Origin of the sequence: Streptomyces sp. NBC_01314 (assembly GCF_041435215.1) — a bacterium.
Classification (GTDB): Bacteria; Actinomycetota; Actinomycetes; order Streptomycetales; family Streptomycetaceae; genus Streptomyces.
Genome location: NZ_CP108394.1, coordinates 2,952,080 through 2,968,417 on the forward strand (window position 1 = coordinate 2,952,080; position 16,338 = coordinate 2,968,417).

Annotated in this window: 11 protein-coding genes and 1 pseudogene; 1 reads left to right on the forward strand and 11 read right to left on the reverse strand. The window is 68.3% G+C overall.

The features are described from left to right. Positions 1–21: 21 nt before the first annotated feature. The 4 genes from OG622_RS12980 to ngcE form a co-directional block, all read right to left on the reverse strand. Complete coding sequence (locus OG622_RS12980) at positions 22–1,221, reverse strand: ROK family protein (protein ID WP_371575945.1); 1,200 nt, start codon at positions 1,219–1,221, stop codon at positions 22–24. 201 nt (positions 1,222–1,422) lie between these two features. Next, entirely contained in the window at positions 1,423–2,355 is a 933-nt protein-coding gene (locus tag OG622_RS12985) for a carbohydrate ABC transporter permease (protein ID WP_371575947.1), read from the reverse strand. Between the two features lie 19 nt (positions 2,356–2,374). Next, on the reverse strand, positions 2,375–3,304 hold the full coding sequence (locus OG622_RS12990; RefSeq protein WP_371575949.1) for a carbohydrate ABC transporter permease: 930 nt from the start codon (positions 3,302–3,304) through the stop codon (positions 2,375–2,377). 137 nt (positions 3,305–3,441) lie between these two features. Further along, complete coding sequence (gene ngcE / locus OG622_RS12995) at positions 3,442–4,914, reverse strand: N-acetylglucosamine/diacetylchitobiose ABC transporter substrate-binding protein (RefSeq protein WP_371575951.1); 1,473 nt, start codon at positions 4,912–4,914, stop codon at positions 3,442–3,444. A gap of 472 nt (positions 4,915–5,386) precedes the next feature. Between ngcE and OG622_RS13000 the strand changes: the two are divergent. Continuing rightward, positions 5,387–6,067: pseudogene (locus OG622_RS13000) on the forward strand (discoidin domain-containing protein); the annotation flags it as partial. A 128-nt stretch (positions 6,068–6,195) separates the two neighbouring features. Here OG622_RS13000 and OG622_RS13005 read toward each other — a convergent pair. From OG622_RS13005 to acnA, 7 genes are all read right to left on the reverse strand, one after another. Then, positions 6,196–7,941, reverse strand: a complete 1,746-nt coding sequence (locus OG622_RS13005) for a recombinase family protein (RefSeq protein WP_371575953.1) — start codon at positions 7,939–7,941, stop codon at positions 6,196–6,198. Between the two features lie 352 nt (positions 7,942–8,293). Next, entirely contained in the window at positions 8,294–9,367 is a 1,074-nt protein-coding gene (locus tag OG622_RS13010; RefSeq protein ID WP_371575955.1) for a lytic polysaccharide monooxygenase, read from the reverse strand. Between the two features lie 330 nt (positions 9,368–9,697). Beyond that, entirely contained in the window at positions 9,698–9,973 is a 276-nt protein-coding gene (locus OG622_RS13015) for a hypothetical protein (protein WP_371575957.1), read from the reverse strand. Next, positions 9,970–10,461, reverse strand: a complete 492-nt coding sequence (locus tag OG622_RS13020) for a hypothetical protein (RefSeq protein ID WP_371575959.1) — start codon at positions 10,459–10,461, stop codon at positions 9,970–9,972. Before OG622_RS13020 ends, OG622_RS13015 begins: the two co-directional genes overlap by 4 nt. A gap of 369 nt (positions 10,462–10,830) precedes the next feature. Then, positions 10,831–12,366 carry a sensor histidine kinase gene (locus OG622_RS13025; protein WP_371584084.1) on the reverse strand — a complete coding sequence of 512 codons (1,536 nt, stop codon included), beginning with the start codon at positions 12,364–12,366 and terminating at the stop codon, positions 10,831–10,833. A gap of 65 nt (positions 12,367–12,431) precedes the next feature. Continuing rightward, a complete protein-coding gene (locus tag OG622_RS13030; protein ID WP_371575960.1) occupies positions 12,432–13,160 on the reverse strand; it encodes a response regulator transcription factor in 729 nt (242 codons plus the stop codon). Positions 13,161–13,338: 178 nt separating this feature from the next. Beyond that, positions 13,339–16,056, reverse strand: coding sequence for an aconitate hydratase AcnA (gene acnA / locus OG622_RS13035; protein WP_371575962.1), 2,718 nt, complete (start codon positions 16,054–16,056; stop codon positions 13,339–13,341). Positions 16,057–16,338 lie beyond the last annotated feature (282 nt).

The following is a 16,338-nucleotide window of genomic DNA, read 5'->3' on the forward strand; positions in this document are numbered from 1 at the left end:
GGCAACGGCGTGTTTCGTTCTCTAAGTGAAGACAGGGGTCGCTGCGGAGAGGGTTCCGTCCAAAAGGGTCGAATCACCCATCTCGCTGAGGGCCAGAGCCAGGGCCCCGAGGACCTCGGCACGGCCACCAAGCGCCCCTGGCAGCACTGAGAGTTGACGTGCGGCACTCGGGATCGCGTACCGGCCGACCGACTCCCTTATGGGACCCAGAACCAGCTCTCCGGCCTCGGCGAGATCGCCACCGAGGACCACGCGGCTCGGGTTCAACAGATTGCAGAGATTGGCGACTCCACTTCCGATGTGTCGGCCGACGTCGGCGATCACCCGACGGCAGCCCGGGTCCCCGTCCCTCGCCAACCGCACGACCCCTTCCATGGTCAGGCCGGTGCCGTGGCTGGACTGGAGGAGCGGCAGCACATAGCGCGCGGCGGCGAAGGTCTCCAGGCAGCCGCGGTTGCCGCAGCGGCAGACAGGGCCGGATTCATCAAGAGTAATATGCCCGATTTCTCCCGCTGTGCCACCCGGGCCTCTGTAGATCTTGCCGTCGATCACCAGTCCGGCACCCACGCCGCTGGACACCTTGATGTACGCCAGGTCCCGAACACCCCGGCCGCTGCCCCAGACCAGCTCACCGAGGGCGCCGAGGTTGGCGTCGTTGTCCACGTGCACCGTCACACCGAGGCGGTCGCGCATCTCGGCGGCGGGCTTGGTACCGGTCCAGCCGGGCAGAATGGCGGTGGAGCCGAGCGACCCGGACTCCACGTCGATCGGGCCGGGCACGCCGAGGCCCACGCCGGCGATCTTCGTCCGATCCACACCGGTGGCCTCGATCAAACGGGTGACCAGCTGCTCCGCCCGGTCGAACCCCTGGGCCGAGGAGGCGTCCACATCCAGCGGCTCGGCCTCCTCGGCGAGCACCTGATGGGCGAGATTCCCTATCGCGACGCGCAAATGCGTGTGCCCGAAGTCCACGCCGATCACGATCCCGGCATCCCCGCTGAGCGAGACCGCGCGCGCCCTGCGGCCGCCCGCCGATGTGGGCGTGACCTCGACGGTTCCGCCCTCCTTCAGCTCGCGCACGATGTTGGAGACCGTGGCCGCGGACAGACCGGTCGCCCTGGCGATCTCCGCCTGCGTGAGCGACCCGGCGAGCCGCACCGCACGTACGACGCGCTCGAGATTTGCTCGGTGCAGCGACGACTGCGACCCCGGAGTCTCCATCGACTCATCCACTCCCGTCCCAGGCCGGGCGGCCCGCACGCCGCCCGTGACCCAGGTCACACCTCGAAACCCGGGTCACTTACAAGTTGTGAACTCCAAGCTCCGCTGAACGGGTTACCGCAGTCAAGTCCTTGACGGAAACTGGGACCGCTGAATGACCACTAAATGTCACTCTGCGGCTACTTGAGGTCCCGGAAGGGGCTACTTGAGGGTCGCCGAGGTGAGGCCCGCCTGGACCTGGCGCTGGAAGGAGAGGTAGACCACAAGCATGGGGATCATGGCGATGGTGACACCGGCGAAGAGGACGGGCAGGTCGGAGGCGTAGCCCTGCTGCTGCTGCAGCTGGATGAGGCCCTGGGTGAGGACGTACCGCTCGGGATCGTCGCCGCTCTGCGGCTGCATGAGGACCGTCGGCAGGATGAACTGGTTCCACTGACCCAGCGTGTTGAAGATCCCCACACTGATCAGCCCGGGCTTGGCCATCGGCAGCATGACCTGGAAGAACGTCCGGGTGTGCGAGGCCCCGTCGAGGATGGCCGCCTCGAAGACCGCGTGGGGCAGCGTCCGGAAGAACGCGTGCATGAAGAACACGGTGAACGGCAGCGAGTAGGCGACATACACCAGGATCAGCCCCTGGTAGGTGTTCAGCATGTCCAGCCGTTTGACCATGAAGAACAGCGGCACCAGGGCCAGGAACACGGGGAACATCGCGCCGGCGACGAAGAAGTAGTACAGCAGCCGGTTGCCCCGGAAGGGGTAGCGGGCCAGGACGTACGCGGCCATCGAGCCGAACAGCATGGTCAGCGGCACGGAGAAGACCAGCACGATGACCGTGTTGACGAAGTAGTCCCCGATGCCCTTGTCCCAGGCGCGGGAGAAGACGTCCAGGGACCAGTTCTCGGGCCAGCCGAAGGCCGAGCCGGCGATCTGGGCGTCGGTCTTGAAGGAGCTGAGCACCAGCCACAGCAGCGGCAGCACGATCAGCAGGGCCCACAGGGCGAGGAAGCCGTGCGAGAAGACGTTCAGGACGACGCCTTCGCCGCGCTCGTCGCCGGATCCGGTCCGGCCCTTGTCCACCGTCGGGCCGGTGGGGACCGAGTCGCCGCGCGAGGCGGTCTTGAGGGGTGCACTCATGGTGTGTCGTCTCTCCCGCTCAGAACTCGACGCGCTCGCGACGGGTGGCGCGCAGCATGACCACCGACACGATCAGGGTGAGGAGCAGCATCACGACGCCCATCGCGCAGGCGTAGCCGCTCCTTCCGTACAGCAGGAAGTTCCGCATCATCACGGTCGCCATGACCTCGCTGTGGTGGTCGGGGCCGCCCCCGTACTCGCCCGCGGTCATGGTCGAGACCAGGATGAACATGTCCATCGCCGCGATGCCGAGGTAGACCCAGGCGGTCTGCACGGAGTCCCACAGCAGCGGCAGGGTGATGCGGAAGAACGTGTGGGCGCGGCCGGCGCCGTCGATCAGCGCGGCCTCGTAGATGTCCCTCGGGATGGCCTGCATGGCGGCGGAGAACAGCACGAGGTAGAAGCCGACGCCGTGCCAGACGACGACCAGGATGAGCGCCCAGAGCACGAAGTTCGGCTCGTTCAGCCATTCGACGGGGCTGCTCTCGTCGACCAGCCCCAGCTTCAGCAGGAGGCCGTTGAGCATGCCGCCGCTGTCACTGCGGTACACGGCCCCGAACAGCACCGCGAGGATCGCCAGCGACAGCACCTGCGGGAAGAAATAGACGATCTTGTAGAACCCCGACCCGGTGACCCCCGAGACCCCGCCGGCCCGGCCACGTCCGCCCGCGTTCAGCATGAACGCGAAGAACAGCGCGAGCAGGATGGTGATCACCGGGATGAACACCAGGAACAGGATGTTGTGCCAGATCGCCTGGAGGAAGATGTCGTCCTGGAACAGCGCCGTGTAGTTGTCCAGGCCGATGAAGGAGAACGTCTGCGACTGCCCCTTCCAGTCCGTCAGCGAATAGCCGAACGTCTGGATGTACGGCCAGATCACGAACGTCACATAAAGCGCCACGGGGGCCAGAAGAAACCCCGCGACGAACCGGTTCTGCCCTTTACGCATTGGCGTTTCCCTGCCTCGGGTTCCATGAGACGAAAGGCGCACCCCAGTTTTTCAGGGGCGCGGGGAACTGCGCGACACATCACGGCGAACCCGCAGCTCACCACAGCGCGCAGCTCCCACGGCGCTCCGACGCCCCACTAGTCCCGACGGTTCTTCTTGGAATCCGGGTCCTTGGCCTGCTTGTCCACCGCGGCCTGCGCCCGCTTCAACCACTCGGCCGGCTGAATCCGCTTCGCCATCAATTCGTTCGAAGCGTTCTGGATCGCCGTGTCCATCTCGCTGTACCACTCCGTGTACAGGTACCGGAACGTGTCGTCACCGGCGGCCTTGGACACTTCCACCGTCGACTGCGTACCCGGCCGCAGGGAGACCCCGGTGTCGACGCCGTCCTTCACGATCGTCAGGGAGTTCGCCTCCTTGGCGAACAGCGTCGACCACTCCTTGGAGAGCATCATCCGCATGAACTCCTTGGCCGCCGGCAGGTTCTTCGCCTTGGCCGGGATGATGAACGGCTCCCCGGAGCCGGCCCGGATCGCCTCGAACGGCATCACGCTGTCCGGCAGCACCGGCATCGGCATGAACGTCATCTCGAAGTCGTCCGGCGTCTGCTTCAGCTGCTCGTTCTCCAGCCAGGAACCGGAGGTGATGAACACGGCCTTGTACTGGTTCCAGCGGGCCTGGGACTCCGTGTGGGTCAGGCCGTTCGTGCCGGGCATCAGATAGCCCTTCTCGACGACCTCGTAGATCGCCTCGACACCGGCCTTCGCGGCGTCGGAGCCGACGAACGCCTTCGGGTCGAGGTTGTCGATCGCCTTCATGGCCTCCAGGCCGCCCGTCTTGGCGATCAGGTCCATGATGGCGACGTTGATGTAGTACGGGTACTTGCCCTGGTGGGCGAGGCCGCCGATGCCCTTGGCCTTGGCCTCCTTGCAGATGGTGAGGAAGTCGGCCCAGGTCTTGGGCTCCTCCCAGCCGTTCTCCTTGAAGAGCTTGCCGGAGTACCACAGGCCCCACACCGTGTAGATGTAGTTCAGGGCGACGACCTTGCCCTCCTGCATGCCCGCGTCGAGCGTGCCGGTGATCAGCGTGTCGCGGACCTTCTTGCTCGGATCGTCGATCGAGGGGGCGTCCAGGATCTCGGCGAGGTCGAGGAGCTGGTCGTTCTTGTAGAGGACGTCGATCTTGATCTTCTGGGCGCCGGAGTCGTCGACGATGTCCGGCGGGTTGCCCGCGTTGAACCGCGGCTGGAGCTTGCCGGTGATCTCCTGGGTGCCGGTGTGGGTGGAGGTGACCCCCCACTTCTTCTGGAAGGCGGCCTCCCAGGCCTTGGCGTAGGAGTCGCCGTAGCCGCCCTTGAAGATGACGACGTCGAGCTTGCTGCCCTTCTTGACGCCGAAGGGGTTCGACTCGGAGGTCTCGCCCTGGCTGTCCTTGGAGGTGTTGTCGTCTCCGCCCCCGCTGGCACACGCGGACAGGAAGCTCATCGTCGGGACGGTGATCAGGCCCAGCGCGGCAGAACGCTTGATCAGATCGCGGCGGCCGACGCCTTCGGGGTCGGTGGTGCCGACCCCCTCGGGGCCGTTGTCGTTCTCAGCGGTAGTGGATCCCATGCTCAAGTCCTCGCCTTCTCCAGGACTCAGGCGGTGAACCGGATCCTCCCGGCACCGCGGTCGGTTCAAGCTGGGGTCGTGCGTGAGGATTCAACAGGGGCAAGACGGCGGTGGGCGCGCGGACACGTCCGCGACCACCGGTAATTCCCCCCAGGTAGGGCCTGCCCGCGGCTGTGCGACGACTATGCGGACGCCGACAGGTATAGTCCACTTCCCGCCAAGGGGGCAAGATCGAATGCAAGGTTGGCCATCGGTCTTTTCCGAGTTGAGACCTCTCGGAAATATGAGCGACCTTGCGCCACCTGGCCGGAAAATCCCCGCCATTCGCCCCGGATGGCGCACTCAACACCCTTGACACCACAGATCACTTCGACCCCTACTGGTCCCTGCGTTACGCGGTCGACAACGTTGTCCGTTTTCGATCACCTCTTGATCGGAAACAGTCTGCTGGACGTAGGGAGGGTGCTCGCCGATGCGGCACAGACGGGGTTCCACGGCGGCGCTGGGCGCCGCCGCGTTCGTTCTGGTGGTGGCCTCGCAGGGCGCGGCCGTCGCGATGCCGGACCGACCGGCGGCCGGGGAGCGGGAGTTCAGCTCCTCGTTCGAACCGGACGATCCGGCTCCGGACTGGCTCAGCACGGTCGACACGGCACCGGACGGTTCCCCGCGGGCGTCCGGCGTCGACGGCGGCTACACCACCGGCATCCCGGGCAACATCACCGACCACGTCACCGACGTCCGGGCCAGCGGCGAGAACGTGAGCGGCGGGGAGGTGAAGGAGAACCTCGTCGACGGCGAGCCCGGCACCAAGTGGCTCACCTTCCAGCCCACCGGCTGGGCGGAGTTCGACCTCGACAGGCCGGCCAAGGTGGTGACCTACGCGCTGACCTCGGCAAATGACGCCGAGACGCGTGACCCGAAGGACTGGACCCTCCAGGGCTCCACCGACGGCAAGGAGTGGAAGACCCTCGACACCCGCTCCGGCGAGACCTTCGAAGAGCGGTTCCGGACGAAGTCGTACGACATCCCCGGCGACGCGGCGGCCGAGTACCGGCACTTCCGGCTCGACATCACCAGGAACAACGGCGCGTCGATGATCACCCAGCTCGCCGATGTGCAGTTCTCCACGGGCGGCGGGCAGGCGCCCACGCCGTGGCGTCCTGGCGAGGTGTTGATGACGACCCAGACTTCATCGAGACCTGGCTGGCCCGGACCTCTGTGAGGCCCTCAGCGACTCTCACGGTGTCGTACATGCCTGGCCCGTTACCAGCGATCGGCAACTCATGTCGCCGTGTCCAACTCCGACTCCTCCGTGGGCTTGTGCCACTCAATGATCACCCGCTGGTGCAACGGCTCCGCCACCCTGGGCCTGGTCAGCGGGCGTACCGTGATGCTCTTGATCCACAACTTCACAAACTCCCGTTGTTCCTTCAGGGTCTGGCGTGCCCACCAGCTCCCCGGCCCCGTGGGGTCCTGTCCCCAGGCTTGCCAGACATGGAGCGGGAGCTTAGGCCGGCTGGTCTCCTCCAGGGCCTCCAACCGCTTGTCCAGGCCCTCCAATCGGTCCGCCAGCTTCGTCTCCTGGGAGAGGAACCTCCGCCGCCCGATCTCTGTACGGAACCCTCCGGCGTCCCGTTCGTCGTACAACTCCTCCAGGCCCGACACGACCTCAGCGCGCTCCGTGAGGAGGACCTGGCGCTCCCCAGCCGTCTCGGGGGTCTCCTGGGTCCGTGCGTACCGCCTGGTGACCTCATCGAGGATGGGGAGGGCGTCCTCATCGTCCTCAGCGGCCCGCAGGAGGGCGAAGATCCGGTTGGCCACGTAATCGTCCAAAGTGTCCATGGCAATGGTCGGCGTCCCGGGGTGGACGTCCGTCTTGCGCTGGCCGATGTTGCACCGGTAGGCACGCTGGCCCTCCGGGTGCGCCTTGGTGGCCGGGTAGCGGGTCTGTTTCCACGTGGCGCCACACGGGCAGCGCATGATGCCCAGGCCAGACAGGAGGGAGTCCGCCCGGTTGTTCCCCTTGCCGACCCGGCGGCCCTGCAGCCACTCCTGGACACGCCAGAAGTCGGCCGGGTCCAGGCGCGAGGGCCAGAGCCGAGTGGGGTGGCCGTCCTCGTTCCGGAGGACCCGGTACCCGGTAACTTTCCGGCCCCGGCCCTCCTTGTCGTAGACCGGCTCTGCAGCCAGGCCGATGAACCTGGGGTCCATGAGGATGCGCGTGACTGTCTTCCGGTCCCACTGGGAGGCGGAGCGTTCTTTCCCTACCTTCGCACCCCGGGTGGGGAGGTCTGGGTCCAGGTTGAGGAGGGTGGTGACGCCGGAGATCGAGCCGGGGTGGAACTTCATGTACCCGGGGTCGTATGGCTTGTCCATGTGTCGGACGACGGGGCCGAAGATGCGGGAGGCGACGATGGCGCACTCTTCATCGTTCGGGCGGAGTTTCTTGATCACCAGGGAGCGGGGCTTGCCGTCCTCTCCGACCCGGATGACTACCTCCTCATAGGTCTCAAAGCCGTACGGGGCGGGGCCGGACCAGCCACCCAGTTCCTTGGCGGTGGCCTTGGCCCGCTTGACGGCCACGGACTTGTTCTTGGACTCCTGGTGTGCCGCATCCAGCCTGAAAATGAGGTGGATGAGGTCCATGATGTTGTCCCTCTTGAACGTGCCCTCCGTGACGCTCACGATGGTCACGCCCATGTTCAGCAGCTCATGGACAACCGGTAGGGCGTCGGCCACATCCTGGCGGGAGAGCCGGGACACGTAGTAGACGATGATCACGTTGATACGTCCGGCCCGACAGTCGGCCACCATGCGCTCAAAGTCGGGCCGTTCCACGCCGGAGAACGCTGAGATCCCCTGGTCCTCATACGTGGCGATGTGGTCGGCTCCAAGAGACTTGGCCCTGGCCACGCCCTCCTTGAGCTGGTCCTCCGTGGAGACCTCTGACCCGTTGGCCCGCCTGGCAGACTGGCGGGTGTACACACCGGCGTGAATGCTCATGCCGGTGACCCTCCCTAGTTTCATGTCCCGATTGTATGCCCCGTGGGGGCTACGCCTTCACCGCACCGCAGGACAACAAGGGCCTGGCCAACCTGTACGGTGGCCGCGCTGGGCTGGCGGAGAAGCTGGACACCTACTACCAGACCACTCGACAACGTTGTCCTGTCGCCTGGTCCCCTCAGCCGCATCCCCCGCGCCCGGTCTCCCCCGTACCGGGTCGCGGCTCGCGGACCGGGTGGGCACGCACCGCCCGCTCACCCGGTCCGCCCCGAGCAAGGACGCCCGCCCCCGCACAGAGCCGGTCATGCGGATCGGGCCGGTTCTGCGGATCAGGTCCGTTCCATGGCTCGGGTCCGTTCCATGGCTCGGGTCCGGCTCAGCCCACCCGGCAGGGCAGTGTCGTCGCGGGATCACCTCCCGACCCCTGCACCACATAGCCGAACGTGGCGGTTTCGCCGGGATCCAGCTCCCCGTTCCAGTTGGCGTTGTGCACCATCACGTCCTGCCCGCTGTAGGTCGCGCTGCCGCTCCAGAGGCTGTCGACTTTCTGCCCGGTCGGCAGGGTCCAGTTGACCATCCAGCCGAGCATCGGCACGTCGCCGGTGTTGGTGACGACGACCTCGGACTGGTAGCCGCCGGTCCAACTGCCCGTCGTACGACGGGTCGCGGCGCACTCACCCGGCACCGGCTCGGTGGGGTTGCCGGGCTCCTTGATGCCGGTCACCTCACCGTTGCCGCCGTCGAAGACGACGTCGGAGCAGGAGTAGAAGGTCTCCTGGCTGTCGGAGCGCTGCCACACCATGTAGATGAGGTGGCGGCCCGACTTGTTCGCGGGGAGCTGCCCCCGCCAGGAGTAGTTGGCCTCGACCGTGCCCGGACTGCCGTTCAGCGGCGGGTGGTCGACACTCAGGAACGGCTGCGCCTCGATGTCGTTCCAGGTGAGCGTCTTCGTCGGGTCGAAGCCGTCCTTGGTGATGTAGACGTAGAACCAACCCGGGTGCGCCGCCCACGCGTTGTACGAGAAGTCGACGGACGCGCCGGAGGTCAGATGGGTCAACGGCCAGTCGGCGCTGGGCGTGTTGAACCCGGTGAAGTTGGTGTTGCCACCACTGCACAGCTGGCCGTCCGGGACGAAGCCGCGGGTGCGGCCGGCACCGTCCGAGCGGAGCACCGAGAACCAGTTGTAGAACGGGGTCGTCCCGCTCACCTGCTGTGCGGAGCGACAGGCCGGGTTGATCGGTTTGATCTCCCCGGTGTCGGTCAGCCCGTCCTGCCAGCACAGGAAGGTGCGGCTGCCGGGCTTCATCGGAGTGCCGTGCGCCTCCGCTTTGCCGCTGCCGGCCGAGAGGACCAGGCCGAGCGCCGGAATCGTGGTCACGAGAGCGAGCAGGACGAGCAGGAGTGCGCTGTGGCGCCGGGGCAGCCTTAATCGTGGGGTTGTCACGTGCATGACAGACTCTCCTTGCGTGTACGGCTTGGAGGTGGGGGAACGTGCGCGTGCCGATGCGGAGGTGCCTGTGTGCGGATGCGTGGTGCGGGGTGGAAGCGGGTCCGGGGGATGACGGGTTCCGGTCCGCCACGCCCCATATGGGAGCGCTCCCACCCCCACCTACTTCGGAAGCTAGCGCGGAGCGCCACGCTTGTAAACGGCTGACACGTACCGATGCGCGGGGGCCGCACCCGGGTGGGTGCGGCCCCCGCTATGACGGGACACGCTCGTACACCGGAAGCACCGCAGTACGGGACGACCTTGCGGGTCGAAGCTGAGGCAATCCTGAAGTCAGGGGAGCCAGGCGAGCCGGGAGATCGGTCGCGGAGGCTGTGCGGCCGAGCGCACCAGGAGCCGCGCCCCGGTGGTGCCGACGAGGAGCCGGCGGGGCTCGGTCACGTTCGGCGCGGTCGGCACGACGGGACCCGCGGCGACCGTGGGGCGCCATCGCCGTGGGTGACGTACGCGGCGTCGGCATCGGCGTCGGGGGTGGAGGTGGGTGGGATCACCGAACTCGGCGGAGTGGTGGTCGCCCAGGACTCGGTCGATGCGGGTCCGGGTCGTCATGCCGATGATGTTCTCAGGGACCGTTCGGCGCGCCGACGCACGTTGGTGAGCAGGTGGCCGGTGAGCTTCGCGTGCATGCCGGTGCCCAGGGTGAGTAGCCGGTAGAGGCCGCCGGCCGGGCCCGGGAAGGTGGCTCGGGTTTCGGCGCGGAGGCGAGTGCGGCCCGGCTCTGCCTCGTCGAGGCGGAAGGTCAGGGTGTACGAGGAGAAGCGGTGGCGGCCCAGGAGGGTCAGTTCGCCGGCCGGGATCGCGGTCGCCGTGCGGAAGCCGGGGAACGTCGTCGCGGCCTCGACGGGCGGACGCGGTCCGGACGCCGTGTGGTCGGCGCAGCCCACGAGCTTGGCGTATCGGACCGCGGCGGGGCGGGAGAAGGCCCAGTCGAGCGCCTCGGCGAGGGCCCACCAGACCTCCTCGGCGTGCGCCTCGATGAGGATCGTGTGCTCGTCGACGAACGGGAGCGGGGCGCTGCGCCGCATCGGTGCATCCATGAGTGCGAGTCTTCGCCCTCCGGCCGCTCCGCCGCCAGATGCTGTCACCCGCAGGCCGGCGGAATGCTTCGCCACGGAAGCCGCCCACCCTTCGACGGCGCACGGGCGATGTTCGTGACACCTGCTCGCGCCACCCCGGCTCACCCGCTCGGCAGCCGCTTCCGCATGGCTTAGGCCGCGTCGCCGACCTGCTGGAGCCGGTTCGCGGTGAGGCGGCGTAGCTCCCGGAGGAGTTCGGCGATTCCGGTCACGTCGGGCCTCGGGGTCGGGGGGCACGTTCCTGATGGTCACGGGCCGACACTGATCCGCCGCCGCCTACGGTCAAGTGGGGCGTGGCCGTGCGCCGTTGGCCCCCGACCTTCTGGCGGACTACACCGAGATGGACGGCACCGACCGGGCGGAGGGGACAGAAGGCGCCGAGACCGTATCGATGGTCGGGAGTTCCGTGGTGCCGGTCGGGGGGAGTTCGATGGTGAACTCGGTGTGGCCCGGCTCGCTGGTGACGTCGAGGCGGCCGCCGTGGGCGGAGACGATCGCGGCGACGATGGCCAGGCCGAGGCCGGAGCCGCCCGCGTGGGGGTTGGCGCGGACGCGGGAGCCGTCGGCGCGGGTGAAGCGTTCGAAGACGGCGGGGAGGAGGGCCGGCGGGATGCCGGGGCCGTCGTCGCGCACGCGGATCACACAGCGGTCGGCGGCGCTCTCCACGGATGCCGTGACCGTCGTGCCCGGGGGTGTGTGCACACGGGCGTTGGCCAAGAGGTTGGCCACCACCTGGTGGAGGCGCGCCTCGTCGCCGGTGACCAGGGCCGGGGCGTCCAGGAGCAGCGCGAGCTGCCAGTTGTGGTCCTCGCCCGCCGCCCGCGCGTCCCACACCGCCTCCGCCACGAGGGCCGCGAGGTCCACCTCGGCGGATTCCAGGGGACGGCCGTCGTCCAGCCGGGCCAGGAGAAGCAGGTCCTCGACCAGGCCTGTCATCCGGGCCGACTCGGCCGACACCCGCCGCCACGCCAGCGTCGGCTCGATCCGGTCGGTCCCGCGGTTCATCAGCTCCGCGTATCCGGCGATGGAGGCGAGCGGCGTACGGAGTTCGTGGCTGGCGTCGGCGAGGAAGCGGCGCATGCGTTCCTCACTGCGCTGACGCTGGGCGAGGGAGGCCTCGACGTGGTCGATCATGCGGTTGAGGGCGGCGCCGACCTGGCCGGCCTCGCTGCCGGGGTCGGTGTCGCGGTCGGGCACCCGGGTCAGGCCGGTGACCTCGCCCCGGTCGAGCGGGGAGCGGGAGACCTCTACGGCGGTGGCGGCGACCCGGCCGAGGGGGCGCAGCTGGCGCCGGATGACGACCGCGCAGACGCAGGCCGCCACGGTGAGTCCGACGCCCGCGACCAGCGCCTCCACCACCACCAGGCCGCCGATCATGTCCTGGACGTCGTCCATGGGCAGGCCCGTGAGGACGTGCAGCCCGTCCTCGCTGAGGGCGGTGATCCGGTACGTGCCGAGGCCGGGGACGGTCCGGGTGTGCGTGGAGCCGTCGGCCGCGATGCCGTCGAGGGCGGCCCGCTGCTCGGCGCTGAGCGCCTCCGGGTCGCCGCTCGCGCCGACGACCTCGGCGGCGGTGATGTTCCCTGCGCCGTCGAGCCGCGCGGCGAGCGTGCCGACGGCCTGACCCTGCTCCCTGAGGAACGCCAGGTCGGTGTGGTTGCGCGGGCCGACACCCACCCCGCCCAGGCTGCGCTCGGCGGCGTCGGTGACCCGCTCGTCGAGGGCGCCGAGCAGCGAGGCGCGCTGCGCGACGACCGTGGCCAGCGTCATCGTGGCGCACACCGCGACCAGCGTGGCGGAGATGAAGAGGAGGAGGCGGGTACGGAGGGAACGGCTCCGCAGGGGCCGCCGGATTCCGCTCGGCATGAGCAGCCGGGCGGCGCTCCACAAGGCCCGCCCGATTCCGGTGCCCAAGGTCCGCGAACGCGTCGTCATCTTCCGTCCTCCCCCGCCCGGATCGCGTATCCGAGTCCGCGCACCGTGTGGATCATCGGTGCCCTGCCCTTGTCGATCTTTCGGCGGAGGCTGGAGATGTAGACCTCCACCAGGTTGCCGCCACCGTCGAAGGAACTGCTCCACACGTGGTCCAGGATCTGGGCCTTGCTCAACACCTGGCGCGGGTGGCCGAGCAGCAGGCCGAGCAGGTCGAACTCCTTGGCCGTCAGCTGGACCGGCGTACCGTCGCGGCGCACCTCGCGCGTCTCCGCGCTGAACACGAGGTCACCGAGCACGAGGTCGCCGTCGTCCGACGACCTGGTCTCCTCGGCGCCGGACCGGCGCAGCAGGCCGCGCAGCCGCAGGACGACCTCCTCCAGGGAGAACGGCTTGGTCACGTAGTCGTCGGCGCCCGCCGAGAGTCCGTCGATACGGTGTTCCAGCCCGTCCCTGGCGGTGAGCATGAGGACGGGCAGCCTCGGGTTCTCGTAGCGCAGCCGCCGCAGCACCTGGAGGCCGTCGAGGTCGGGCAGCATCCCGTCGAGGACGACGGCGTGCGGGGCGCAGTCGCGCGCGACCCGCAGCGCGCTGTATCCGTCGGCCGCCGGGTAGGCGCGCCAGCCCGCCTCCGTGACGGCCACGGACAGCAGTTCGGTGAGCCCGGGTTCGTCGTCGACGATCAGGACACGGACCCGGTTGTTTCGGGTCGGGGAGGTGCCGGCCATGTCCTGAGCCTGTCGCGGTTGCCTGAGGGAACCCTGTGTTCCGGCTGAGCCGGAGCCGTGCGACCCGGCCGGCGGGCACGGCTTGCCCCGGCGGAGTCGCCCGAGCTCCGCCGGCGACGGCGAAGGGCCGCACCCCCGTCCTCCGGGGATGCGGCCCTCAACTGCCGTACCGAGCCGCTTACTTGCGGATCAGGCTGCGCAGCACGTACTGCATGATGCCGCCGTTGCGGTAGTAGTCGGCCTCACCGGGGGTGTCGATGCGGACGACCGCGTCGAAGTCGACGCCCGTGTCGGTGGTCACCTTGACCGTGCGCGGGGTGGTGCCGTTGTTCAGCTCCTCGACGCCGGTGAAGGAGAAGGTCTCCTCGCCGGTGAGGCCGAGGGACTCGGCGGTGGCGCCCTCCGGGTACTGGAGCGGCAGGACACCCATGCCGATGAGGTTCGAGCGGTGGATGCGCTCGTACGACTCGGCGATGACGGCCTTGACGCCGAGGAGGGCGGTGCCCTTGGCGGCCCAGTCACGGGACGAGCCGGAGCCGTACTCCTTGCCGGAAAGGATGACCAGCGGGATGCCCTGCTCGATGTAGTTGCGCGAGGCGTCGTAGATGAACGCGACGGGCGCGTCGGGCTGGGTGAAGTCGCGGGTGTAGCCGCCTTCCGTACCCGGCGCGATCTGGTTGCGCAGGCGGATGTTGGCGAACGTACCGCGGATCATCACCTCGTGGTTGCCACGGCGGGAACCGTACGAGTTGAAGTCACGGCGCTCGACACCGTGCTCCGTGAGGTACTTGCCTCCGGGGGTGTCGGCCTTGATCGCGCCGGCCGGGGAGATGTGGTCGGTGGTGACCGAGTCGCCGAGCTTGGCGAGGACGCGGGCGCCGGCGATGTCCGAGACCGGGGTGGTCTCCATCGTCATGCCCTCGAAGTACGGGGGCTTGCGCACGTAGGTGGACTGCGGGTCCCACTCGAAGGTGTTGCCGCTCGGGATCGACAGGGCCTGCCACTGCGCGTCGCCCGCGAAGACGTCCTTGTAGGACTTGCTGAACATGTCCTCGCCGATGGCGTTCGCCACGACGTCGTTGACCTCGGCCTCGGAGGGCCAGATGTCGGCCAGGAAGACCGGCTTGCCCTCCTGGTCCACACCGAGGGCATCGCGCGTGATGTCCACCTTCATGGAACCCGCGAGGGCGTACGCGACGACGAGCGGCGGGGACGCCAGGTAGTTCATCTTGACGTCGGGGTTGATCCGGCCCTCGAAGTTACGGTTGCCGGAGAGCACCGAAGTCACGGCCAGGTCATGGTCGTTGACGGCCTTGGAGACCTCGTCCGGCAGCGGGCCGGAGTTGCCGATGCAGGTGGTGCAGCCGTAGCCGACGAGGTTGAAGCCGACCTTGTCGAGGTAGGGGGTGAGCCCCGCCTTGTCGAAGTAGTCGGTGACGACCTTGGAGCCCGGGGCAAGGGTGGTCTTGACCCACGGCTTACGGGTCAGGCCCTTCTCCACGGCCTTCTTCGCGACGAGCGCGGCGGCGACCATGACGTACGGGTTCGAGGTGTTGGTGCAGGAGGTGATGGCCGCGACCGTCACCGCGCCGTGGTCGATCTCGTAGGTCGAGCCGTCGGGGGCGGTCACCGTGACCGGGTTGGACGGGGCGCCGTTCGGGGCGACGGCCGGGGAGTCGGAGGCCGGGAAGGACTCCTGGCCCGCCTCGTCCACGGAGTCGACGTAGTTGCGGACGTCGACCTTGAACTGCTCGGCGGCGTTCGCGAGGACGATACGGTCCTGCGGGCGCTTCGGGCCGGCGATGGAGGGGACGACCGTCGAGAGGTCGAGCTCCAGCTTCTCGGAGAAGTCGGGCTCGGCGGCCGGGTCCAGCCAGAGGCCCTGCTCCTTGGCGTACGCCTCGACGAGCGCGAGCTGCTGGGCGTCGCGGCCCGTCAGCTTCAGGTACTTGATGGTCTCGCCGTCGATCGGGAAGATCGCGGCCGTGGAACCGAACTCCGGCGACATGTTGCCGATGGTGGCGCGGTTCGCGAGGGAGGTGGCGGCCACGCCCTCGCCGTAGAACTCGACGAACTTGCCGACCACGCCGTGCTTGCGGAGCATCTCCGTGATGGTCAGCACGAGGTCGGTGGCGGTGGTGCCGGGCGTCAGCTCACCGGTGAGCTTGAAGCCGACGACGCGCGGGATGAGCATCGAGACGGGCTGGCCCAGCATCGCGGCCTCGGCCTCGATACCGCCGACGCCCCAGCCCAGCACACCGAGGCCGTTGACCATGGTGGTGTGGGAGTCGGTGCCGACCAGGGTGTCGGGGTACGCCTGGCCGTTGCGGACCATGACCGTACGGGCGAGGTGCTCGATGTTGACCTGGTGGACGATGCCGGTGCCGGGCGGGACGACCTTGAAGTCGTCGAAGGCGGTCTGGCCCCAGCGCAGGAACTGGTAGCGCTCCTTGTTGCGGCCGTACTCCAGCTCGACGTTCTGGCCGAAGGCCTCCGGCGTGCCGAACTTGTCGGCGATGACGGAGTGGTCGATGACCATCTCGGCCGGGGAGAGCGGGTTGACCTTCGCCGGGTCTCCGCCGAGGGCCTTGACGGCCTCACGCATGGTGGCGAGGTCCACGACACAGGGCACGCCGGTGAAGTCCTGCATGATCACGCGGGCCGGCGTGAACTGGATCTCCTGGCTGGGCTGCGCCTGCGAGTCCCAGCCGCCGATGGCCCGGATGTGGTCGGCGGTGATGTTCGCGCCGTCCTCCGTGCGGAGCAGGTTCTCCAGCAGGACCTTGAGGCTGTAGGGCAGGCGAGCCGAGCCCTCCACCTTGTCCAGCCGGAAGATCTCGTACGACTCGTCGCCCACCTGCAGCGTGCTGCGGGCGTCGAAGCTGTTCGCCGACACGACAGTCTCCTTCATTCCATGTGCGCGTACCACCGCATCCTGCCGCCAGGCCCTCTTGGCCGATCCGCTAAGGTAAGGCTAAGTTAGGTACCCCTTACCGGGGTGGGCGGCCGCAGTGCGCCTCGGCAGATATCTCGATGTCGAGATAACAGTAGTACATGGGCGCGGGCTGGTCATGCCCGGCCCGATGTGGCGTACGCCAATCTCCGAGGGTTCGCCGAGCGACCGGGCACGGCGCCGGGGCTGTTTTATTTGCGTTGCACGGACGTTCCCGGGCTTCCT